At 33.1% G+C, this 23593-nt stretch carries 17 protein-coding genes and 1 pseudogene; 8 read left to right on the forward strand and 10 right to left on the reverse strand.

What is annotated here, in order from left to right:
- Nucleotides 1-2409, forward strand: coding sequence for a TonB-dependent receptor (locus AC0L3M_RS13210; RefSeq protein WP_473431068.1), 2409 nt, complete (start codon nt 1-3; stop codon nt 2407-2409).
- 41 nt (nt 2410-2450) lie between these two features.
- Here AC0L3M_RS13210 and AC0L3M_RS13215 read toward each other — a convergent pair whose 3' ends face one another.
- Nucleotides 2451-4934 (reverse strand): T9SS type A sorting domain-containing protein, encoded by a 2484-nt coding sequence (locus AC0L3M_RS13215; RefSeq protein ID WP_473431069.1) that lies wholly within the window; start codon nt 4932-4934, stop codon nt 2451-2453.
- A gap of 118 nt (nt 4935-5052) precedes the next feature.
- Nucleotides 5053-10005: a choice-of-anchor D domain-containing protein gene (locus AC0L3M_RS13220; protein ID WP_473431070.1), complete on the reverse strand. Its 4953-nt coding sequence runs from the start codon at nt 10003-10005 to the stop codon at nt 5053-5055.
- Between the two features lie 102 nt (nt 10006-10107).
- Here AC0L3M_RS13220 and AC0L3M_RS13225 point away from each other — a divergent pair, with 102 nt between their 5' ends.
- Entirely contained in the window at nt 10108-10581 is a 474-nt protein-coding gene (locus tag AC0L3M_RS13225; RefSeq protein WP_473431071.1) for a regulatory protein RecX, read from the forward strand.
- Nucleotides 10582-10643: 62 nt separating this feature from the next.
- Here AC0L3M_RS13225 and AC0L3M_RS13230 read toward each other — a convergent pair whose 3' ends face one another.
- The 3 genes and pseudogenes from AC0L3M_RS13230 to AC0L3M_RS13240 form a co-directional block, all read right to left on the reverse strand.
- On the reverse strand, nt 10644-11138 hold the full coding sequence (locus AC0L3M_RS13230; protein ID WP_292943170.1) for a DUF6646 family protein: 495 nt from the start codon (nt 11136-11138) through the stop codon (nt 10644-10646).
- A gap of 1 nt (nt 11139) precedes the next feature.
- Nucleotides 11140-12008 (reverse strand): annotated as a pseudogene (locus AC0L3M_RS13235) (cupin-like domain-containing protein).
- A 68-nt stretch (nt 12009-12076) separates the two neighbouring features.
- Nucleotides 12077-13897 (reverse strand): TonB-dependent receptor plug domain-containing protein, encoded by a 1821-nt coding sequence (locus AC0L3M_RS13240; protein WP_473431072.1) that lies wholly within the window; start codon nt 13895-13897, stop codon nt 12077-12079.
- Between the two features lie 77 nt (nt 13898-13974).
- Here AC0L3M_RS13240 and AC0L3M_RS13245 point away from each other — a divergent pair, with 77 nt between their 5' ends.
- The gene (locus AC0L3M_RS13245; RefSeq protein ID WP_473431073.1) at nt 13975-15480 is read left to right on the forward strand and encodes an aminotransferase-like domain-containing protein; all 1506 of its coding nucleotides are present in this window, start codon (nt 13975-13977) and stop codon (nt 15478-15480) included.
- On the opposite strand, the gene AC0L3M_RS13250 is transcribed toward AC0L3M_RS13245, so the two are convergent.
- Together AC0L3M_RS13250 and AC0L3M_RS13255 are read right to left on the reverse strand one after the other, a co-directional pair.
- Entirely contained in the window at nt 15477-16004 is a 528-nt protein-coding gene (locus AC0L3M_RS13250; protein WP_473431074.1) for a hypothetical protein, read from the reverse strand. The two genes, AC0L3M_RS13245 and AC0L3M_RS13250, sit on opposite strands and share 4 nt — an antisense overlap.
- 12 nt (nt 16005-16016) lie before the next feature.
- On the reverse strand, nt 16017-16430 hold the full coding sequence (locus tag AC0L3M_RS13255; protein ID WP_473431075.1) for a putative signal transducing protein: 414 nt from the start codon (nt 16428-16430) through the stop codon (nt 16017-16019).
- Between the two features lie 127 nt (nt 16431-16557).
- On the opposite strand from AC0L3M_RS13255, the gene AC0L3M_RS13260 reads away from it, so the two are divergent.
- The 5 genes from AC0L3M_RS13260 to AC0L3M_RS13280 all read left to right on the forward strand — a co-directional run bounded on the left by AC0L3M_RS13260 (nt 16558) and on the right by AC0L3M_RS13280 (nt 19934).
- On the forward strand, nt 16558-17064 hold the full coding sequence (locus tag AC0L3M_RS13260; protein ID WP_473431076.1) for a DUF2975 domain-containing protein: 507 nt from the start codon (nt 16558-16560) through the stop codon (nt 17062-17064).
- A gap of 2 nt (nt 17065-17066) precedes the next feature.
- On the forward strand, nt 17067-17885 hold the full coding sequence (locus AC0L3M_RS13265; protein WP_473431077.1) for a DUF2975 domain-containing protein: 819 nt from the start codon (nt 17067-17069) through the stop codon (nt 17883-17885).
- 3 nt (nt 17886-17888) lie between these two features.
- The gene (locus tag AC0L3M_RS13270; protein WP_473431078.1) at nt 17889-18095 is read left to right on the forward strand and encodes a helix-turn-helix domain-containing protein; all 207 of its coding nucleotides are present in this window, start codon (nt 17889-17891) and stop codon (nt 18093-18095) included.
- A 104-nt stretch (nt 18096-18199) separates the two neighbouring features.
- Nucleotides 18200-19459, forward strand: a complete 1260-nt coding sequence (locus tag AC0L3M_RS13275) for a Y-family DNA polymerase (RefSeq protein WP_473431079.1) — start codon at nt 18200-18202, stop codon at nt 19457-19459.
- 34 nt (nt 19460-19493) lie between these two features.
- A complete protein-coding gene (locus AC0L3M_RS13280; RefSeq protein WP_473431080.1) occupies nt 19494-19934 on the forward strand; it encodes a LexA family protein in 441 nt (146 codons plus the stop codon).
- A gap of 72 nt (nt 19935-20006) precedes the next feature.
- On the opposite strand, the gene AC0L3M_RS13285 is transcribed toward AC0L3M_RS13280, so the two are convergent.
- The 3 genes from AC0L3M_RS13285 to AC0L3M_RS13295 all read right to left on the reverse strand — a co-directional run bounded on the left by AC0L3M_RS13285 (nt 20007) and on the right by AC0L3M_RS13295 (nt 23588).
- The gene (locus tag AC0L3M_RS13285) at nt 20007-20285 is read right to left on the reverse strand and encodes a F0F1 ATP synthase subunit delta/epsilon (protein WP_099568195.1); all 279 of its coding nucleotides are present in this window, start codon (nt 20283-20285) and stop codon (nt 20007-20009) included.
- Between the two features lie 17 nt (nt 20286-20302).
- Nucleotides 20303-21811 (reverse strand): F0F1 ATP synthase subunit beta, encoded by a 1509-nt coding sequence (atpD, locus tag AC0L3M_RS13290; protein ID WP_341587235.1) that lies wholly within the window; start codon nt 21809-21811, stop codon nt 20303-20305.
- A 175-nt stretch (nt 21812-21986) separates the two neighbouring features.
- The gene (locus AC0L3M_RS13295) at nt 21987-23588 is read right to left on the reverse strand and encodes an SGNH/GDSL hydrolase family protein (RefSeq protein ID WP_473431081.1); all 1602 of its coding nucleotides are present in this window, start codon (nt 23586-23588) and stop codon (nt 21987-21989) included.
- Nucleotides 23589-23593 lie beyond the last annotated feature (5 nt).

Here is a 23593-nt window from a genome sequence, read left to right on the forward strand (position 1 = left end):
ATGAAATTATTATTAAGTTTATTTCTAATAACTTTTTTTACACTTTCCTTGTCTGCTCAATCAATTACAGTGATTGATATAGACTCTAATCAACCCATTGCAGGCGTAGCTATTTACAATAAAAGTCAATCCAAAAGTCAAATTACTAATATAGATGGTATGGCTGATTTAAGCAATTTTAATGCTTCAGAGGTGCTATTCTTTCAGCATATTTCACACACAATACATCAAGTTAAAAAAAGTAATATTTCTAATAGTAAAGTCTTCCTTGAGTCTAATGAACAAGGTTTGGACGAAATTGTTATTTCTACCTCAAATTTTGGACAAACAAAAAGGGAGATTCCTAAAACAATAGCTACCATAAATGCCAAGGATATAAGCTTTACTAATCCTCAGACTAGTGCAGATTTATTAGAGGGAACAGGTCAAGTATATATACAAAAAAGTCAATTAGGAGGTGGTAGTCCAATGATTAGAGGTTTTTCTACCAACAGATTACTAATTACTGTGGATGGAGTAAGAATGAATAACGCTATTTTTAGAGGTGGAAATCTTCAAAATGTTATTTCTATAGATCCTTTATCTATTCAAAATACAGAGGTAACTTTAGGTGCAGGTTCTATTATTTATGGTAGTGATGCAATTGGTGGTGTAATGAGTTTTTATACTAAAAAACCTGAGTTTTCTTATACAGATACGCTTAACGTAAAAAGCAATGTATTGATGCGTTATGCCACTGCTAGTAAAGAAAAAACGGGACATATTGATTTAAATTTTGGTCTGAAAAATTGGGCGTTTTTAACTAATGTTAGCTATACGGATTTTGGAGATTTAAGAATGGGTAGTCATGGTCCTTCAGAATATCTAAGACCAGAGTTTGTAGTGACAAATAATAATCAAGATGTTGTAGTACCTAATGATAATCCCAAAATTCAAAAAACAACAGGTTATGATCAAATTAATGTTATGCAAAAGGTTAGTTATAAAGCTAACGATGATTTAGATTTTGATTTAGGATTGTTCTATACCACAACCTCTGATTACTCAAGATATGATAGGTTGATACGTTATAGAGGTGATGATTTAAGATCTGCAGAATGGAATTATGGACCACAAAAATGGTTTATGTCTAATTTAAGCGTTACAAAAAGAAGCAGTAATGCAACGTTTTATGACAACATAAAAACAACTTTAGCGTATCAAAATTTTCAAGAAAGTCGAATGGATAGAGATTTTCAGGATACTGATAGAAATGTTAGAGAAGAGTCTGTGGATGCGGTTTCGTTTAATATAGATTTTGAAAAAGAACTAAGCACGACATCAAAAATATTTTATGGTTTTGAATATGTATACAATAAAGTAGGATCAATTGGTTTTACTGAAAACGTAGAGAATAATACTACTTTAAACACAGTGTCTCGTTATCCAGATGGTGCCACTTGGCAAAGTACAGCTCTTTATGCTAGCTACAAATTTAGACCAACTAAAAAGTTTGTTTTTCAGACAGGTTTAAGATATAATACAGTAATCCAAAAGGTAGATTTTACAGATAATAACCAGTTTTTAGATTTACCATTTTCAGAATCTAATAATACCGCAAATGCTTTAACAGGGACTGCAGGTGTAACGTTTGTGCCTAATGAGACATTACAATGGAAATTTAACTTGTCCTCTGCTTTTAGAGCACCAAATGTTGATGATACAGGAAAGGTATTTGACTCAGAACCAGGATCTGTTGTAGTACCAAATGATGATTTAGACCCAGAATATGCCTATAGTGGAGAGTTAGGTTTAAAGTTGAATTTTGACAAAGTGGTTATTTTTGATATGGCAACATATTATACTTATTTGGATAATGCTTTGGTTAGAAGAGATGGTACTTTAAATGGTGAATCACAGATTATCTATGATGGCGAGTTAAGTAATGTGCAATCTATGCAAAATGCTTCTAAATCTTGGATATATGGTTTTGAAGTTGGAGCACAAGTTAATTTTTCGGATGCTTTTAAATTAACATCCCAATACAATATTATTGGTGGTACAGAGGAAACAGATGGTGTAGAAGTACCAGTTAGACATGTTGTGCCTAATTTTGGAAACACACATTTAGTATGGCAAAAAAATAAAGTTAAAGTAGACGGTTTTGTTAATTATAACAATGCGTTGTCATTTGACCAAATAGCACCTTCAGAAGCTGAAAAAGATTACATATACGCATTGGATCAAAACGGTAAGCCTTACTCACCATCTTGGTACACTTTAAATTTAAGAACGCAATACGAAATTGGTGATACTGTAGTGGTGTCTGCTGCTTTAGAGAATATTACAGATCAACGCTACAAAACGTATTCTTCAGGGATTGCGGCTCCAGGTAGGAACCTGATAGTCTCCTTACAATACACATTATAACAAAAAAAACCTCAATGTAAATATTGAGGTTTTTTTATAGTTTATTTTTTTAAAGCTTTTTTACTAAGTATTATGCCATTACTTAATTCAATTTGTGCAATATAAGCAGTTGGATTAAGATTAGTAAGGTTGTAAGTTTCGGTGTTATTTTCTCCTTTTAAATTGAATAACAATCTACCCAACATATCATAAATTTTTATAGATTTTATGGTCAGGTCTTTGTTGTTTAATGAAAACGTCACAGTATCATTCTGGTCTTCGTAAATAACTAAATTCTCAGATATAATAAGTGTTTCGTTAACAGATAAACTAGGTTGATTAAATACAATTTCAAATCTATTATTAAATTCACCTGTTTCTGCAGTAAATGAATAATCTCCTGCATTTAAATCTTGATAAGTGTTAGTAAGATTATCTTTTAAGTAAATCGTGTTGTTTGATAAAAATTCACCTTGAAACTGATTAATAGATATAGTATAAATTGTTGGTGTATTAATGTTATTGAAAAAACCTAGATTTATAGTTTCGTTTAAATCTAAATCGCTTGGTGATTTACCTTGAATTGCTAATTTTTTTGAGTCACTTGGTAATACTGAGTAAAATGAAAAATCAGCAATGGTTGCACCATTTTTTTTAGCATCGTAATATGCTCCATCATTGGCAGCAGTTGCACCAGGAACATAACCAATAACTGTTTGGTTAAACAAACCTGTATCTGTTGTCATATTTAACCATAATTTGTTATTTGTAATTGTAGCTGTAGCTGAATTTGTATTGGATGCTCTAAAAAACTGAGTGTTATTATTTGTAACACGCATGGCATTATTAAAAGTAACAGTACCAGTTGTAGATGCAGGATTGTCTGAATATGTTACAAAAAAACCTTGACCAGAAGGTATGTGTCTAGTAGGTGTTATTCCGTCTCCACCAGTAAGTTCTGCTGTTCCATTAATTCTAGCATAGTCACTAAACGAAAAATTTAAGGCTTGATTACCATTAGCTGTACCATCAGGAGCTGTTGCGTGTGACCATAAATATAATTCGCCATCAAGTTTACCATTGGTTGGATTAGATAGGTAATTGTTTTCTGCAAAAAATAAATCAACATCAATAGCAGAAGGATATGGATTTCCTATTAAATTCCAGTTGGTGTCATTTGTTTCGGTATCATTTCTCTCAACAGGAACCGTTATATTTCCATTATTTAAAGTACCTCTAAATGAATAGCTATAACTACCAGCTCCAAAAATGAAAGCGTCTTGAGAATGTGTAGCAGTATAGCCAACGCCAGGAGCCATTAAATCGCTAGATCCTTTTAAAAACCAAACATCTCCATTGTCATCGATGTCATCTACTCCAGGACCATTAACTAAGGTGTTATCATTATTTGTTTCGTATTGTGAGTCAACAAAGTTTGCTGCGTTAAATTCAAATCGTCTATATTGACTAGATTGAAACAAGGCGTTGCCAAAAGTTTCGTTAGCAACAGGAGAACTCCAATAGGTGTATTCATACCATTGATTAATAAAGGACGTATTTCTCTCTACTACAGCTGCATTATCTGTTGTAAAAAAGGAACTGCCTGTATCATCATAAGTTGCAGAGTTGTCTACTTGTACAAAAGAGCCTGTATTTTGAATAGCTATACGACCATTATTTGTTACATCTGTAATAATTTGGACATACTCGTTAGATGAAACGGTAAGATTAACTCCAGGATTTATAACTAGGCTACAAGCAGTAAAACTAGGTTGACCAACAGTACTAGTGTTGTAGTTGCTAGCCAAAATAGCAGTGGTAGATCTGTTTGGAGTTGTTGGTAGCCAATTTGTGCCATCCCAAGTTACAGTTGAGGTGCAATTTTGAGTTCCCCAAATCTCAATGTTATCTATAGCTATATCCTCTTGACCTTGATTAAGTCTAAATCTAATAGCAATATCCAAAAGGTTACCAGTTCCGGTAATGGATCTAGTATGTTGTGTAAAAGTATCTGTAATTGCTACACCATCACCAATACCGTCAAAATCAGTATCTATTAAAGGCGCTCTGTTTGCGCCACCATTATCATTTTCTATCCATAATAAATTGGAGCTGGTTCCGCTATTATCAATTTCGTATGTAAATCTTACATTATCACCATTATCCCAATGTTCTGTTCTAGTTCCACCGTTAGTAGTTTGGTCGTCTTCCGCTAAGTGTACTCTAAATTCTAAGTTTGTATAATTACTTATGTCTATATTTTCAATAAACAGTCTAGCAGGTAAAGGTGCACCTTCACCATCTGTGTCTTGTGCTGCAAAGTAAAAGCCTCCTTGTAAATTATTAAATAAGACTCCATTTGGACCATGGTTAAAGTCTGTTCCGTCTGTTCTTAAAAAGTAGTCGCGAACATTGTCTGTAAATTCGGTAATATTAGTTGTGTAGCCTCCAGGAGTTTCAAAATTTAATTCGGCGATTTTAGTTTGTGATAAACAGAATGAAACGGTAAGTAAGCATACTATTAAATGTAAAGATTTAACTTGCATTGAGGGTTTTTTAAAAAGATTATAGCAAGCTAAATATAGTTTGTAAACTTTTTTAGAACAAAAAACTCCAACTTTATTAGTTGAAGTTCTTTTTTCTATGATAAAGTGTAAGTTGTAATTACTGTTTGATAGCTTTTTTAGAAATTAATTGGCCATCACTTAATTGTATATGTGCGATGTAGGAAGCTTGACTTAGGTTTGAAAGGTTATAAGTTTCGGTATTAGAGTTTCCTTTTAAATCATATAATAATCGACCTAAAACATCATATATTTTAATAGACTTTATGGTTAAGTTTTGACTTGTTAAGCTAAATGTTATATCGTTATTTTTGTTTTCGATTATCGAAATATTTTGTGTTACACTTGTTTCTTCGTCAATGGAAAGGCTTGAGTCTTTAAACACAATTTCAAACCTATCATTAAAGGTGCCTGTCTCTGATGTGAAATTATAGTCGCTATTTGATAAGTTATGAAGACTTGACAATAAGTTGTCTTTTAAATAAACGGTGTTGTTGGATAAAAAGTCTCCTTCTAGTTGTGCTATTGAGAACGTGTATACCGTTGCTGTTGTAATATTTGTATTAAATCCTACAGGTATAACTTCGTCTATAGTTAAGCTCTCTGGAGCTTTACCTTGTATTGCTAGTTTATCAGAATCACCAGGAACTGAAGTAAAAATTTCGGCAGCATTATTATTATAAAGTGTTTTGTTAGCGTCATAGGCTTTACTGTCTTTTCCATCTGTTGCACCATTTACATAAGCTACTAGTATTTGATGAAACACACCTGTGTCTGAGGTTAGGTTTACCCAAAGTCTGTTGCTTAATGTATTACTAGATCTAAAAAACTGCTCATTACTTGTGGCATCCGCAGTACGTAAACTATTATTAAACGTTACACTACTGTTAGCAACTCCTTGTACAAAAAAGGCTTGACCAGATGGTATATAGCTGGTTGGTATAATACCATCTCCTCCTGCTGTGTTACCACTTCCAGTTGTAATGATGGCGTAATCACTACTATTAAAATTTGCGCCTTGATTTCCGCTTGCATTTGCATTTGCAGGTGTATTGTGTGACCATAAATAAGCGACACCTTGTATAGAAGCAGCGTTATTAGTTAAAAATGCATTAGCATCTATTGCAGATGGATAAGGGTTACCAATTAAATTCCAGTCTTCATCTCCATTTGCTCCATTATAAGCAATTGGGCTAGTAATAATTCCGGTATTAAATGCGCCTTCAAAAGTGTAAGTGTATTGTGAGCCGACAGAAAAACCAATTGGCGAATGCATAGATATGTATCCAACACCAGGAGTCATTACTGTGCTTCCTGGTATTAATGCCCAATCATTTCCATCGTCATCAATTCCGTCTGGTCCAGGAGTAAAAGTATTGGTGTTATTGATTTCAGTTAGATTATCTAAAAAGTTAACAGCATTAAATACATAGCGTCGACTTGGATTAGCAAAAGCTAAACCTTGTCCAATGGTAGTATTTTCAACTGGCGAACTCCAATAAGTGTATTCATAAATACTATTAAGTGGTGTAGTACGTTTGTTAACTAAAGATAATCCATCAGTATTTAGCGTAAATGTTGCTGCATCGTTATTTTGAACAAAGTTTCCTTGTGTTTCGACATATAATTCTCCGTCAACAACAACGTCATTTTCAATTTCCACGTAAGTGTTATTATTTACGGTTAATCTAAATTCTGTTCCAGAAGGATTGCTATTAATAGTTAAAGAACATGCGCTAAAACTACCAAAGGTTGCAGTATCATAACTATCGTTTATGATTACTTTGGTGTTTAAGTCTGGAGTACCATTGTCCCAAGCGCCTAAAGTCCAAGTTGTTGTGCCTACGTTTATACGTGCTGCATTTGTGGCAGTACTGCAAGATGCATCTTCAGTCACCTCGCAATAAAATTGGTAACCTTGTAGGTCTGCTCCTGCGATTGATAATGTGGTTGAGGTTTCTCCAGTGACTGTTCCTGGAGCAAAAGATGAACTAATTACACTAGTCCATCCATTAGAAACCGTATCGTTATAATACCATTGATATGTTAACGTTCCTGAGTTTCCAGGTGTTGCTGCTGTAGTAAATACAATAGCGTCGTTACAATTATTTATGTCTAGAGGCTGTAAGGTTATTGTAGGTGTATTAGCAAGTATTACAAACGTACCTAAGTTGCTTGTGTCACCTGATGTTGCTGTTGTCCATTCTGTAGCATCAAATGCTGTATTTGGGCTAACTACGTCAGTGTTTCTTCTATAGACATAGCCTGGAGCGCCAACTAGAGTGTCATGGAAGTCATCTACAACAACCCCTGTTGCTACTAATGTAAGTTCAAGTCTATCGTCGTCATTAAATCCTGCTGTAGAGCCACCAAAGATAAAATCATGTGCGCTTCCTGTGTCTGTACTTATCTTTCCTACTAATACTTGACCATCAGCTATTGTGCTTCCTGTTCCTGAAGCAGGAAAGGTGTAGGAATGAGTAGAGGAGGCAGAAGCTATATCTGCAAAACGATTAATTTCATATAAGGTTAAATCGACAGTAGCTCCTGTTCCGTTAAAAATTTCAATATAACCTAAAGATCCTGATGAATTATCATAGACTTCAGTCATCATTAATCCTGTAGTACTACCACAGCTTCCAGAATTATCAATTAATGTAAATGGTGTACTTGCAGGACAACCTAAATCATCTGTGATTTCAATAATTCCTGATGTTGCTCCTGTAGGAATTGTAACCTCCATTGTGGTCGCAGATAGATTATTAACTGTAGCAGCTAGTCCGCTTACGGTTGCTGTTGCTGTTGTTAAATTTGTACCTGTTATTGTTACAATAGTGTTTTCTGGACCAGATGTTGGTACTATTGTTATGCTTCCAGGATTGCATAATCCATTACCTTGTACTGTAAACGTAAAAGGATTCTCGTCTAAATCGTTATTAGTTATTGTAATGGTAGCAGTTCTGGTTCCAGAAGCTATAGGCGAAAATGTTATTTCAAATAGACCTGGTGGATTTTGACTTGGTGTTACCGTAAAAGGTGAAGGATTTAAACTTATGGTAAAATCACCTGGATTAATTCCTCCAACAGTTATGTTGGCAATATCTAAATTAGCTGTTCCAATGTTTTGAATTCTGTAAGACTTAGTTTGAGAGTTTCCTATGTTTTGAGCAGCAAATAATGTATTGTCTAAGCTGCTTGGTGTAATATCTCCATTAGCAATATCTGGAAAGGCTCCTAGATCACCTTCTACATTAATCTCTTGTTCTGGTGTAGTACCAGTACCTTGTAGTAAAATAGTACAAGTACCTTCATCTGCATCATTGTTATTTATTGTAAGTGTAGCGTTTTTAACACCTATGGTCGTAGGCGTAAATCTAACAGTTACAGTTTGTGTACTACCTGCTGTAACAGTAAAAGGTGTTGCAGGTGTGACAATACTAAAGCTAGTTGCGTCTGTACCACTTAGTACTAAGGAAGCGATATCTAAATCTAAAGTACCATCATTATCAATATCAAAAGTAATATCTGTATTAAATCCTGTGGCTTGCGATCCAAAAGCTATAGAGTAACCACAAGCTTGGTCTGTATTAGAGGTGTCAACTAGTTGTAATTCTGGAATAGAACAAGGAGAAATTAAAGTGTTTGCTCCAGGTGAACCACCTGTTGCAACTTCTTGCCAATTACTACCAGTATTAGAGTTATCTAGAGTAGCATCAATAACATGTAATGTTGAGCCATTACCATTTGCTCCATCAGTACTGTTAAACACTACTGAGTCAACAATAGATGTTCCATTTGCAGCGTATAGGACAATAGTCTCACTAGTATTATTAAGATTATTTGTATTATTTGTCGAAGCACCTATACCATAATCTGGCATGAAAGGGCAATCATTATTATATGATCCATCTCCATTACTTCCTAATGATACAGTAATACACGTATCAGCTGCAATACTTGTAGCAGCAGGAAAAGTAAACAATACACTTCCGTTATCTACAATATAGCTGCTTAAATCTTGTGCGATTCCAGACAAATTACATATTTCTATCCACTCATCATCAACTCCAGAGGAGTTATAAGATAATTCAGTAATAACTACCTCTGCTAAAGGAGTTAAAACGTCTCCATTGACAGCTACATTTTGTGTAGTTGCACCTGTACTTGTAGCTGTAATGTTACCAGAATACGTGTTAACTGTCAAACCAGCAGATAATCGTGTGTAAATTGTTGTAGATGTTACTGTACCAACAGCTGGTGTTAAATTAACTGTAGTGCCAAAACCAGCTCCAGAAGTTGTAGAAATTTCAAAATTTGTAGGTGCAGTTAAAACAAGATCTGTTGTAAGAAGCGTACCTTCTACTGTAAACGTTTGTTCAGCTGAAGGACCAGCTGCAATAACATAGTCTAAGTTTGTTAATGTTGTTGGGTTTAGTGTTATTGTTGGTGTAGCTGTAGCACAACTAGCAGGAGCATTTCCAAAACCAGTCATTGTTGATCCATTAGCTATTTCGTCGAAGCGGACACTTGGATCTGTCCAACCATCAATATCACCATCACAGAAACCATTCTTTATTTGTAAGTTATTATTGCTTGTGTCTACACCACTACCAGTCCAAGATGTTCCAGGATCTGAGCCACATGTTCCAAACTCATCTTGTAAAACACCACCAAGATATAATTGTAGAGCATCATCACCATTAAAATTAAAGTTATAAGTCGTTATACCAGCTAGGTCAGTCCCATTAGCAGTTGCATAATCAGTTAGATCAGTTGAACCAATAACCCAAACCTCATCAACTCCTAGTGTTCCAGTTATTGTATTTGTTGCAGCTATTGCTCCACAAGCTCCTCCATTAGTTCCTTGATAAACCTGTAAATTATTAGCTCCAGAGAAAGTTATTGGAGCGCCTGAGACGTTAAAAATCTCAATACCTTTTGGAGTTGTACCAGAGTTTGTTTCTATATATTGACTAATTATTACTTCAGATTGTCCATATCCAAAAGTTACAGAGCCAAGTAGGAGTAAACAAAGTAATTTTATGTTTTTCATAGGTTAAGAGATTCAATGTTGTAGTATATAAGCTTATAAAGCTACTATTCAAAAATAAATTAAATATATCTTTAAATATTATTATAATGTTATTTTTAGCACATGAACACTACTAATACTTTTACTGTAGACGAAGCTAAAAAAAAGCTAGAGCATTATTGTGCGTATCAAGAACGTTGTCACCAAGAGGTTAGACAAAAACTAAAAAGTATGCATATGATACCTGAAGCAACAGATATTATAATTGTACACCTTATGGACCATAATTTTCTTAATGAAGAACGTTTTGCTAAATCTTTTGTTCGAGGTAAGTTTAGAATCAAAAAATGGGGTCGTCGTCGGCTATTACTCGAATTAAAGAAAAAGGATATATCCAAATATAATGTAAATCAAGCGTTTAGAGAAATTGAAGAAGCGGAGTACATCGAAGTTTTTAATGATTTAGCCGAAAAAAAAGCACAAACTTTAAAAGAGACCGACAAATACAAGAAAAAGAAGAAGCTTATTGACTATTTATTGTATCGTGGTTGGGAGAGTCATTTGGTATATGATAAAGCCAATGAATTGATAAAATAGGACATAAAAAAACCTTTTAATGTATGACACTAAAAGGTTTTTTTATGATGTAATTTTAAGTGCTATAAGTTGAAAACAGCACCAACATTTACCGTAAATTGATTATGAATTTTTTCAGCAGGAGTTAAAATATCCGAATTGTATTTGGCAAACGTTGTTCCAAATTCTGAAAATATTCCAAAACCACTAGAGAAAAAGTAACGCATTCCTAAATGTCCACCAAAGTTTTTTAAACTTAAGCTAATACCAGGATATAAATCAAAATTATCACTGATGTTTAAAACGCTACCTAAGTTAGCATTAAAACGACCTTCAATCTCTACTCGATCTTCAAAATCTGCACTTAAACCATTATTTAAGTTTAATGCGTAACCAGTTACTACTCCAACAGATATGTTTTCGCCTAAACCATAGTCGTAAGTTACAGTAATACCGTTAACGTTATCCTGAAAGTTTGCTCCGATTTGTAATTTTTGATCGCCTTTTCCTTCAAAAGACTGAGCGTTTACTAATCCTATAGTTAGTAATACAGCTAATAATAGTAATCCTCTTTTCATTTTAATTTGCTTTAAAGTTTTTGTTTGTATTAACAATGGCTTTATTGTTTTTCCAATTAATCCATTTTTGACCTTTAATACGTCGCATTAAGTTGTCAAAATTACGCATTATAAAGACATTGTATACTGCTTTACTTAAATTTTTTGGATTTCTGGCTATTGCACGTAGGCTCATAGAAAAACCTGGTGTTATGTAGCGCATGTAATGCCAATAGCCTTCTGGCATGTATAAAACTTCACCATGGTTTAATTGACATTGCCAACCTTTAGCGTTTTTTAAAGCAGGCCATTTTGCAAAATCTGGATTAGAAAAATCTATATCTTCTCGTGTAATTAAAGCAAATGGGACTTTATATAAATGCTTGTTTTGTTGTTGATCAAATAAAATAACTTGTTTTTCGCCTTCAAAATGAAAGTGAAAAATATTTGCTAAATCTATATCATAATGCATGAAGGTGTAGCTGTCGCGACCTCCAAAAAAAGCATAGGTAATCCCTTCATTAGTCTTAAACCAAAGTCTGGAAAGCTAAAATCCTTTTGAAGCTGAGGGACTTCTTTTAAAATATTCCATAAAAATATTCTAAATTTTGTTGGCTCGCGTTTAAGCAAATCAACATAGTCACTCATTTTCATTTTAGCGTGTGGCTCATTAAACCCATCTTTATGGTCAACTGGTCTGTCGTCATATAAAGGGACTGTTTTGTCTCCAGCAACTGTTTTAATATACTCTAAATTCCATTTAGAATATGCAGGCCAATCTGTTATAAACTGCTCAATAACAACAGGTTTTTGAGGCTTAAAATAGTTTTTAATAAATTCCTGTTTTGTTATTGTTTTAACTCTTGGTATGTCTTGAAGGTTTAAACTCAAATTTTTAAAATTAGGGTTCAAAGTTAATAAAACGTTACCAAAAAAAGTGTAAATGTTTGTGTTACACTTTAGTTAAAGTTAAAACGCATACCAAATAACACGTTACTTGGAGGCATTGGTGTAAAACCAGTTTCGATATAATCTGCATCAAAAATATTACTTGCAGTAGCTGTAAACTCTAATTGTTTAACGGTTAAAATTAAAGAGGCATCCCAAACATTATAGCTTTGTCCTGTTGTACGTTCGGCATGTTTATAGACTATGTTTTGTCTAACATTTTTAAATAATTGCGTGCTTAAACGTGTGGTAAAATGATGTTTTAAAGTGTTTAAAGAATAACGTGATAATTCTTTATTTTGATCTAAAATATTATCTTCTAAAAAGGTGTATCCAACAGCTAAGGATTGATTAAAATCTGTGATTTTAAAATTGTAAGACGCATCTACTTCTAACCCTTTAGTGTTAACTTCTGCAATATTGGTCGCTGTATAAATAGTTTCAGTAGCATTAGGTCTAATAAAATCTATAAGGTTTTTTGCATCTCTGTTAAATAAAGCGATCGTTCCGGAAAAATTTTTAGTGTTGTATTTTATACCAAGCTCTTGTGCAAACGCTTCTTCAGGCTCTAAATTAGCATTTCCAGAGGTTCTGAAATCATTATAAAATAGGTCTGTATAGGTTGGGATGCGGTAAGTATAACCAATGTTTCCGTAAAATTTTATATTGTCGTTAACTTGGTAGCCAAGATCTAATCCAGGAAAGGCATGAAATTTAAAATCTGAAAAGTAAGTTACTGCAATTCCTGGAGTGATATCTAGTTTGTCCTCTAGTAATTTAAATTGGTGTTCTAAAAATAGGTTAGTCATAAATCGATTACGATTCCCTAAATTATTACTTCTAATATATATTTTAGAAACATCAACACCAAAACCAGTAACACCAGCTGTTGATGTATAAGCTGCATTTACTTCTGCTCCCATTTTGTCAGTAATGTGAAGGTTTCTAAAAAATGAAGGATCCTCACGTTTTAGTAAAAATAAATCTTCGTTACGTTTCCAATAAATACGAGGTTTAATTTTAAGTTTTTCTGTATTAAAAGCTGTTGTAAATCCAATTAAACTGTTTTTAGTTTCTTCATATTCATTAAAAGCTGGATTGGTCGTGTAAAAGTTTTCTGCTCCAAATTTACGGTCAGAAAAAGTTGTAATCATCTCTATAGCTTGTGCTTTTTTGTTAAATACACTTTTTATAAAGTAGTTAGTATTGTCGTAGTCTGAGTTGTTTCGGTAACCCTCAGATGTCATTTTACCAACGTGAATAATGTGTGACGAGTTGTCTAATTCTGTGCCAACAGTAACACCAGCATTTAATTGACCAAAAGAACCAGTTTCTAAATTTGCCGAAACCGAATTGTTTAAATTAGTTTTAGTTACAATATTTATTGCTCCTGTAAATGCGTTTTGACCAAATACTCTAGCAGCAGGACCTTTTATAATCTCGATACGTTCAATAACCTCAATAGGTAAGGCTGCGTTCATGGTATGGTGACCAGTTTGTGCATCGTCCATTTTTATACCATCAATTAATAATAATGTTTGGTCAAAACCACCACCTCTAATATATAAATCGGCTTGACTACCAGCAGTCCCACGACGTCTAATGTCTACTCCTGCAACTTGTTGTAATAGATCTGCAACATTGGTTGCTGCACTATTTTTTATGTCAGAAGACGAAATAACAGTAATAGTTCTTGAGTTTTCCTTAAAAGGAAGCTCAATTCTAGAGGATGTAATTATAACCGAGTCTAATTGCTGTTGTTGCTCTAAATCTTGAGCATAAGATGTTAAAGATAATAGCCCAATTAAAGTAAATAAGTAAGTAAATTTCATAATAAAATATATTCGCATTTTTTGCAGTGCAAAATTCGTAACTTTCCGGATCACTAAAGTAGTCCAGTTTTAAAACAATGAGTAGTCCGGTTGAAGATATATTACAAACGTTAATTCATTTTGAAAAATCGCCAAACACTTCGATTTATATTCAGATAGCACAACAAATGATAAATGCTATCCAACGTGGTTATTTACAAGAAGGAACAGCATTACCAGGAACACGAAAATTTAGTAACTTATTTAGTATAAATAGAAACACTGCTGTTGCTGTTTATGACGAGTTAGCCTCACAAGGTTGGGTGGATATTATAGCCAATAAAGGTACTTTTGTTTTAATGCCAGAACGTAAGACTGCAACTATAAAAGGTGTTTTGCAAGGTGTGGAGCAATTAAAAACGTATCCAGAGGTTGCTGGATTTAGGTTTCAGTCGTCTTTTAATTTGGCGTCAACTGAAGAGTTTTCAGTTAGTAATTATGTGGTTAACGATGGGCAACCTGATTTAAGATTGCATCCAACTTATCAATTTTCTAAATGGTATAGTGCTTCCATGAAGCGCACTTCCTTAATATCTAAATGGAATCAAACCCAAGAGCAATCCTACACTACTTTTAATATTCAGCTGTGTAATTATCTAAACGCGACGCGAGGTTTTTATATCAAGCCTAATAATATTGTAAGTACACGTAGTACAGAAATGAGTTTATATATCATTTCTCAACTATTAATACAGCAAAAAGATGTTGTGCTTGTTGGTAATTTAAGTCATTATAAATCTAATATGATTTTTCAGCAAGCAGGTGCAAATTTAATTACTATTCCTGTAGATGCACATGGTATTGATGTGGATTTTATCGAAAAAAACTTTACTAAAAATAGTATTAGATGTGTGTATGTGTGTGCACATAGACAATATCCAACAACAGTGACATTGACAGCAGAGCGACGTTTAAAATTATTGCAATTAGCTAAAGCCTATAATTTTGCTATAATTGAAGATGATTTTGATTACGACTTTCAGTTTGAAGGATCAGCAATGTTACCTATGGCTAGTGCAGATTTAGAAGGTGTGGTTATATACTTAGGGCGTTTAGGGCAGTCTTTTTTTCCTAGTTTTCAAATAGGGTTTGTAGTGGCTCCAGAAAACATTATAAATGAAGCTAAAAATTACCTACAAATTCTGGACAAACAAGGCGATTTAATTCAGAAGCAAATCCTGACAGAATTAATATCTGAAGGCGAAATACATAGGTTAATTAAAAAAAACATAACTATTTACAAGCAACGACGTGATTATTTATGTGCTTGTTTAATGACTCAGTTTAAAGATGATGCTACTTGGCAAGTTCCTACAGGAGGTTTAGCGGTTTGGATAAATTTTAAGCCTCGTATATCACTTATAAAATTAGCTGAAAAAGCAAAAACGTACGATTTATTTTTGCCAAAAACCATATTGTATCAAAGTAAAACTGTTTGTGCTATACGTTTGGGTTTTGGGCATTTAAACGAGACTGAAATTGAAACCATTGTTAATATTTTAAAGCGTTGTTTTCAGGCGCTAAAGCATCCATCGGTTAATTAATCTGTATAAACTATTGTACCATGATCTTTGTACTGCTTTTTATCCATCCACTTAAAGTCGCCTGCTTTGGTTGCATCAAGCATGTTGGCGTTTAAGGCTTCTGCAAGTAGTAAGGCAAGGTTAAAGGCTTCTTTTTTATTTTGTGTAGTGCTAGCTTCAATTTTTTTATTATTTGTGCAAAAAAGATTGATAGCATAAATTTTTTCTGTAATGTTTGTGGATGCTGCACTAACCCAAACCGCTGTAGTTAAGCTAGTTGAAAACACAGAAACATAATCTATTTTTGGAAGCGGTAGCCATTTACCAAAGTTAAGACCTAAAATGGAGTAAGTTTTTCTGTAGGTATTAGATTTTAAATCTATTTGACAGCCCTCCGTTTGTAATAATAAAATGCTAAATGCTATAGGTACAATGCCATAAATAAGTCCTGAAAATACAATGTACAAACACAGTATTGCAGTTGTAATACCAAGGATGGTTTTCCATATTGGTACTTTTTTAATGTAGTCTATGGTGTATTTCATTTTAACAATAATTTATTTTACATCAAATTCCGTGTTACAATTAGCACATCTGTATTTGTCTTTAGAGTAGAAGGGAAGTGTGCCAGAGATAAACCCGAATATAAATGCGAAAAAAGATTTAAGATCTTTAATGGTAGAAAACATCGCAACCTCAGTACTATTACAATTTGGACAGTGTATTGCTTTGCCTTCATCATCAATAGAGTATTTATTAATACTCTCTAATATGTGCTGTGCTTGCATAGCATCTGTAGCCAAAACTTTTAATTTAACACCACCTATTGCATTGCTAACCAATGGGTCTGTGTCAATAGTAATATTGTCACTTAAAAAGACTTCAATACCCTCAGATTCTAATCGTCCTTTTATTATTTGGGCTTCAGCTGTATATTGAAATTTAGCTATAGTTTTAAAGGTTTGAGACATAGACTATTGATTTGATGTTTTTGTTAAATATACGACGTGTTGTTTCATTTTTAAAATGAAATTAAAGAAAATAATTATTGTTTTTCGATAATTTTAATATATTTGTTATTGTTAAACGATAATAACTATGAGAAAATTAAGTATTTTAAAAGCCATAGTAGACTTTTTTTGGATAGTTTCACTTCCATTAATTCCTGTGTTACTTATTTTTATTGGGTTTGTAATATTTGATAATAGTTTGGATGGATTTCCTATAAAAATGAATGGCATTGAAATTAAGAGTTTTGATAGGTTAAGTAAAGCTATATTAATTACCTTAATGTGTTCTTATTTAATTTTAATGTATTGTGTATTTTTATTTAAAAAGGTCTTGAGGTACTTTAGTAAAATTAATTTGTTTGACAATGTAGTTATCTATAATCTAAATAACATTGGTATTTGGTTAGTGGTCGCTGCTTTTTTACAAGGTGTTCCAACTTTTATTTATAAAATTTTGTACAAACAGAAATTAGAGCTTGAAATTGGTTTTAGTTCTTTTTTAATTATGCTTTGTTTTGGTTTATTTTTTATGGTACTAAGCGAAGTGTTTAAGGTAGCTAAGTTTGCAAAACAAGAAAATGACTTAACCATATAATTATGAGAAGAAATAAAATTTTAGTTTATATACTACATCGATTATTTGCAGGTTTGTTAGTAATTGTATCTCTTTTATTTTTAGTAAATATAGGGTTTGAGTTATTTACGGATAACGGAAAAGTAGGTAGTTTTAGAGTTGGGAGTCATCATTCAAAAGGCTATTATACTCCTGTAAAAATTAATAACAGAGTTTATAATCCTATTTTTAATAATGAAATAAGCTTAAATATAAAGGAGCATACTAATGAAAATGGTATGAAATGGAGAAGTAGTAATCCGGAATATGTAGATAAACTTCCGGATGATATTAATAAAGGGACAAAAACTATTTTAAGTTTTTATTATGATGATGAAATAGAGCATTTTACCACAAAAGAATCTATTTTTTATTCTGATGGTTTCATTGTTGCTAAATCTGATAATCCCATAATTATTTTAGAACAGATATTAAAAGCTTATAGTGGAATAATTAGTTTAATTATAATGCTTTTTTTCATGGAAAGAATATTTTACAGCCTTAATAAATCACTGACTTTTACGCATAACCTTAATAAGAAGGTTAAGTATTTAGGTGTAGTGTTTATTTTTTCAGAATCTCTAAGTTTGTTAATTAGCTATTTATTAGGGTCTTATTATGGGCGTATAAGTACACAAACTTTAATAGATGGTAAAAGATTGTCTGGTGGCTTAGATCTATCTATGAATCCTCGATTAGAATTTGATTTCGCATTTTTTCTAATTGGATTATCACTATTAGTTTTAGCAAGCTTATTAAAATCTGGTAACCAATTACAACAAGAAAACGATTTAACTATATAGCCTATGTCCATAATAGTAAATCTTGACATAATGCTAGAAAATCGAAACATGAAAAGTAACGAGTTGGCTGAAATTGTTGGTATAACCACAGCTAATCTATCCATACTTAAAACAGGTAAAGCTAAAGCCATACGCTTTTCTACCTTAGAAGCTATATGTAAAGCTTTAGATTGCCAACCTGCAGATATATTAGAGTTTGTAGAGGACTAATTGAATATTTGAAATACTATTAGCATATTAAGTTCAATAAAACTTTAACATTTCACAAAGTTTTAGTTTACAATTATTCAAACATTTTACTTAATTTTACACATATGTTTGCATTAGTAGATTGTAATAATTTCTATGCCTCCTGCGAGCGTGTTTTTAACCCTAATTTAATAGGTAAGCCAGTCGCTATTTTAAGTAATAACGATGGTTGTGTTATCTCACGTAGTGATGAGGCTAAAGCGTTGGGTTTGCCAATGGGAGCACCAATTTTTAAATGGGAATCCTTTTGTAAAGCTAATAACGTTACCGTTTTATCCTCAAATTATCCATTGTATGGTGATATGAGTAGTCGTGTTATGTCTATTTTAAAGCAATATTCACCAGATATTGAAGTGTATAGTATAGACGAATCCTTTTTATACTTTCAAGGATTTGATAATTACGATTTTACTAAGTATGGATTAGAGATAAAATCACGAATTTTAAAATGGACAGGTATACCAACATGTGTCGGTATTGCACCAACTAAAGCTTTAAGTAAAGTCGCTAATAAGATTGCTAGAAAGTATCCTTATCAAACTAAAGGTGTTCACGTTATAGATAGTGACGAAAGTCGTCTGAAAGCTTTAAAATGGCTGCCTATTGAGGATGTTTGGGGATTGGGAAGGCAGTTGTCTAAGCAATTATTAGCAAAAGATTGCAGCACTGCTTACGATTTTACACAATTGTCTGACGCTTGGGTTCAAAAAAACTTTTCGGTTGTGGAGTCTAAGTTAAAACGAGATTTACAAGGGATTCCAACTTTAAAGTTAGATGAAATAGTTACCCAAAAAAAGATGATTGCAACTACACGTAGCTTTGATTATAGTTATTCGGATATAGAATATATTAAAGAACGTGTTGCGACCTTTGCAGTTAGTTGTGCCGAAAAATTAAGAAAACAAGGCTCTAGTTGTTACGTAATAATAGTTATGTTAAAAAGTGATAAGCATAAAAAAGAATTAGAACAGCATCGCATTAGTACAAGTATAAATTTGACTTATCCCACTAACTCGTCTTTAATTATAAGTAATTGCGCCATCAGTGCATTAATGTCTATCTTTAAAAAAGGCATACAGTACAAAAAAGCAGGTGTTATTGTTACAGGGTTAGTGCCAATGGATAATCATCAACTACATTTGTTTGATCAAGAAAATCCAAAACATCAACCACTAATGAAGTCTATTGATAGCATTAATGCTAAGTATAAAAATAATAAAGTAAAAATAGCAAATCAAGATTTAAAGCATACCTGGAAAATGCGCCAAGATAGACTATCGCCAAAATACACAACCAATATAAACGATATTATAGTCGTTAAATAGTATAGTTAAAAATAATACCTTAGTAAACAAAACTATGATAGCACATAAATCAGGAAGCTTAACCTTCTTTACACCAGATGCTGTAGACAATGCAGCCGGACAATTTTTTGATACTGGAATTTCGGCAGGTTTTCCTTCTCCTGCAGAGGATTTTAAGGAGCATCGTTTATCATTAGACGAAGTACTTGTAAAAAATAAAGAGGCTACTTTTTATGCTAAAGTAAGTGGTCAATCTATGATAGGAGCTGGATTAGATGATAACGATTTATTGGTTATTGATCGTAGTTTAGAGCCTTCTAACAATAAAATTGCAGTTTGTTTTTTAGATGGTGAATTTACAGTAAAACGTTTAAGAGTCTCTAAAGATGAAGTGTGGTTGCAACCAGAAAATCCCAATTATCCAATTATTAAAATTACAGAGGATAATAATTTTTTAATTTGGGGAATAGTTACAAATGTGATTAAAAAGGTATAATTTTTATATTAGCTATAAAACAAAAAAAACGCGAAACATATGTTTCGCGTTTTTTATTATGATTTAATAATATTAGTCAGCCAATATTATTACTTTGTTTCCATTCATTTCAAGTGTACCAGAGTTTATTTTTAATAAAGTTGTGTTTTTATCACCTGTTGTAAAGCGATCTGCTACTTCTTTATCTAGTACAATATTACCAGCTATTTTAACGGTTCCTTCTTTTAATAAAGACACCACTGGTGCGTGATTGTTTAACATCTCAAAGTCACCATTTACTCCAGGAACAGTAACGCTAGTTACTTCTCCTTTAAATAATGTTGCTTCTGGTGATACAATTTCTAAATGCATGTTTTTAATTTTTTAGATTAAGCTTCAGCAAGCATTTTTTCTCCTGCTTCGATAGCTTCTTCAATAGATCCTTTAAGGTTAAATGCAGCTTCTGGTAAGTGATCTAAACCACCATCCATAATCATATTAAATCCTTTAATAGTTTCTTTAATGTCTACTAAAACACCTTTAAGACCTGTAAATTGTTCAGCTACGTGGAATGGTTGAGATAAGAAACGTTGTACACGTCTTGCTCTACCTACAGCCATTTTATCCTCTTCAGATAATTCCTCCATACCTAAAATGGCGATAATATCTTGCAATTCTTTATAACGTTGTAATAACTCTTTAACACGTTGTGCACAGTTGTAGTGCTCATCACCTAAAATGTCTGCTGTTAAAATTCTAGAAGTAGAATCTAATGGATCTACTGCTGGATAAATACCAAGCTCTGCAATTTTACGAGATAATACTGTTGTAGCATCTAAGTGAGCAAACGTTGTTGCTGGTGCAGGATCCGTTAAATCATCCGCAGGTACATATACCGCTTGTACAGATGTAATAGAACCTCTTTTAGTTGATGTAATACGCTCTTGCATTGCACCCATTTCTGTTGCTAATGTTGGTTGGTAACCTACAGCAGAAGGCATACGACCTAATAATGCAGACACCTCAGATCCAGCTTGTGTAAAACGGAAGATATTATCTACGAAGAAAAGTACATCTTTTCCTTGTCCTTCTCCAGCTCCATCACGGAAGTATTCTGCTATTGTTAATCCTGAAAGTGCTACACGAGCACGAGCTCCAGGTGGCTCATTCATTTGTCCAAATACGAAAGTAGCCTTAGACTCTTTCATTATATTTTTATCCACTTTTTGAAGATCCCATCCACCTTCTTCCATAGAATGCATAAAGTCATCACCATACTTGATAATTCCTGACTCTAACATCTCACGAAGTAAATCGTTACCTTCACGTGTTCTTTCTCCAACTCCTGCAAAAACAGATAATCCACCGTGTCCTTTTGCAATATTGTTAATTAACTCTTGGATTAATACTGTTTTTCCAACTCCTGCACCACCAAATAATCCAATTTTACCTCCTTTTGCGTAAGGCTCAATTAAGTCAATTACTTTAATACCTGTAAATAATACTTCCGTAGATGTTGATAAATCTTCAAATTTTGGAGCAGATCTGTGTATTGGTAATCCTGCATCTCCTGCTTTAGGTAGTTCTCCTAAACCATCAATTGCATCTCCAATCACGTTAAATAGACGTCCGTAAACATCTCCACCAATTGGCATTTGTATTGGAGCACCAGTAGCAATAACTTCTGTCCCTCTACTAAGACCATCTGAAGAATCCATAGCGATTGTACGTACAGTGTCTTCACCAATGTGAGATTGTACTTCTAATACTAATTTTGAACCATCAGTCTTGATAATTTCTAATGAATCGTAAATTTTTGGTAGTTCAGAACCAGCAGCGAATTCTACATCGATAACTGGACCTACTATTTGAGCAACTTTACCTGTAACTTTTGACATTACTTATCTATTTAATATTATGGTATTTAATTGAAAGAAAACACCTTCTGTTTTCGCGTGCAAAGATAGGTGTTTTAATTTAAAAAAAAGGAGGATTTCCTTTTTTATCTATAAAAAAACACCTGCTATCTTAACACAGAATAACAGGTGTTTATAAATTATATAATTTTTGTTTTTATTGTAGTGCTGGAGAATATGTTACACCAAAGTCTTCTGCTTTAGCAACATTACCTGAAGCTACAAAGTTTGATCCGTAAGTTGCATCTATAGCTTCTAAAAATTTATTAGCCATTAAAGCGTATCCTCTTGCTGTTAAATGTACACCATCTAAACTTACTAAACCACCAGTAACTAGACTTGTTGATAAGTTGTAATCATCAAATTCTACTCCCATTACAGAGGCTTGACTTAAAATAGCGTTTAAATCTACTAAAGCTAAACCTTTAGAGTTTGCTACACTTGCAATAGTTGCGTTGTAGGCATCTGTTGCAGTTTTGATTTCAGCTTGTTCTGATGGTAATACTACCCATTTGTCTGCCAAAGGTAAACTAACACCTTCTACAGAGAATTGTCCTGCTAAGGCTTGTGGTAAACCCTGTCCCATTAAAGTTGCAACATTGGCAGTATTAACTGTTCCTATAATTGAAGAGCTAGGTAATACCAATAAATCAGCTTCAGTAGCCTGTCTTGATTGTCCATAAGTAGCACCTAATAAATTTGCTACTAATGGTGCTGCGGATGCAGGTAAACCAAATTGTGCTATAAAACCTGGGAAGGTTGGACTTGCATTTAATTGTTGAATTATGATTCCAGAAATATCTGCTAAACTTTCATCTTTAATAACAACAGGACTTGCTGATGTTTCAGAAAATACAATTGCTCTAGCTGGATCTACTGCATTAAATATTGGGTTTAAAGCTCCAAATATTGAGTTTAATAATGGTATTTGTGGTCCAAAGCTAGGGTTTGTAGGATCTAATGGGTTATGCGGTACAGTTGTAAAGTGTGGTAAGTCGGTTATGTATGGCACATTAGTTACAACTCCGTTAGGACAAACAGCAGTTAATTGATTAACCATATCAGTAAAAACTACATCAAAAGTTGCAGTAGGTGTGATAGGGTCTGATCCATCTCCACCTGTAGTTGCATAACCTAAAACATCATTACCACCAATTTCAGACAGTGTAAAAAATGTTGGGTTTTGTGCTATTGCATATTCTAACATTGAAATTGTTGAACTTGTAGCCATACGACCAAAGTAAGGGTTTGCAGTAGCGTATCCATTAAAATCTATATGTGTACTTTTAGCTCCAGGAACACCTACATTAGTAAAGATGCTACCATCTGCAGCTAAACTAGTTGTAATATCTGTTGTTGGTGTAGCAGGTAAAACTTGTGGTCCAGATCCATTAAAAAATAATCTTGGATTAGCCACAACTGTTGATCCAAATACAAGACCTCCAATATTATCATTCATTAATGGTAGCGTTATAGCAGTACCATTTACCTTAACAAATTGTTTAGATAATGTGTTTGGAAATGAATTTTCTTGAGCTGCTTTAAATAAAGCGCCATCAGTGTATCCAGAAGTAAATGATGCGCCTAAAGCGACGTATTTTGAAAAATCTACAGAACCATTAGTTAGGGTTGGTAATACAACACCTGTGTCTGGTTGTACATCTAAAAACTCTTCATAATCTGATTCATCATTACAAGATGTGAAGCCAATTGCAATAGCAATAAGTCCAATGTATTTTATGTTTTTTAAAGTCTTCATTATTA

The sequence above is a fragment of the Olleya sp. KJ81-1 genome, from assembly GCF_055808135.1.

Coding starts and splice junctions, on each gene's coding strand:
- AC0L3M_RS13210 (WP_473431068.1), top strand. CDS start 1: ATGAAATTATTATTAAGTTTATTTCTAATAACTTTTTTTACACTTTCC.
- AC0L3M_RS13215 (WP_473431069.1), bottom strand. CDS start 4,934: ATGCAAGTTAAATCTTTACATTTAATAGTATGCTTACTTACCGTTTCA.
- AC0L3M_RS13220 (WP_473431070.1), bottom strand. CDS start 10,005: ATGAAAAACATAAAATTACTTTGTTTACTCCTACTTGGCTCTGTAACT.
- AC0L3M_RS13225 (WP_473431071.1), top strand. CDS start 10,108: ATGAACACTACTAATACTTTTACTGTAGACGAAGCTAAAAAAAAGCTA.
- AC0L3M_RS13230 (WP_292943170.1), bottom strand. CDS start 11,138: ATGAAAAGAGGATTACTATTATTAGCTGTATTACTAACTATAGGATTA.
- AC0L3M_RS13240 (WP_473431072.1), bottom strand. CDS start 13,897: ATGAAATTTACTTACTTATTTACTTTAATTGGGCTATTATCTTTAACA.
- AC0L3M_RS13245 (WP_473431073.1), top strand. CDS start 13,975: ATGAGTAGTCCGGTTGAAGATATATTACAAACGTTAATTCATTTTGAA.
- AC0L3M_RS13250 (WP_473431074.1), bottom strand. CDS start 16,004: ATGAAATACACCATAGACTACATTAAAAAAGTACCAATATGGAAAACC.
- AC0L3M_RS13255 (WP_473431075.1), bottom strand. CDS start 16,430: ATGTCTCAAACCTTTAAAACTATAGCTAAATTTCAATATACAGCTGAA.
- AC0L3M_RS13260 (WP_473431076.1), top strand. CDS start 16,558: ATGAGAAAATTAAGTATTTTAAAAGCCATAGTAGACTTTTTTTGGATA.
- AC0L3M_RS13265 (WP_473431077.1), top strand. CDS start 17,067: ATGAGAAGAAATAAAATTTTAGTTTATATACTACATCGATTATTTGCA.
- AC0L3M_RS13270 (WP_473431078.1), top strand. CDS start 17,889: ATGTCCATAATAGTAAATCTTGACATAATGCTAGAAAATCGAAACATG.
- AC0L3M_RS13275 (WP_473431079.1), top strand. CDS start 18,200: ATGTTTGCATTAGTAGATTGTAATAATTTCTATGCCTCCTGCGAGCGT.
- AC0L3M_RS13280 (WP_473431080.1), top strand. CDS start 19,494: ATGATAGCACATAAATCAGGAAGCTTAACCTTCTTTACACCAGATGCT.
- AC0L3M_RS13285 (WP_099568195.1), bottom strand. CDS start 20,285: ATGCATTTAGAAATTGTATCACCAGAAGCAACATTATTTAAAGGAGAA.
- atpD (WP_341587235.1), bottom strand. CDS start 21,811: ATGTCAAAAGTTACAGGTAAAGTTGCTCAAATAGTAGGTCCAGTTATC.
- AC0L3M_RS13295 (WP_473431081.1), bottom strand. CDS start 23,588: ATGAAGACTTTAAAAAACATAAAATACATTGGACTTATTGCTATTGCA.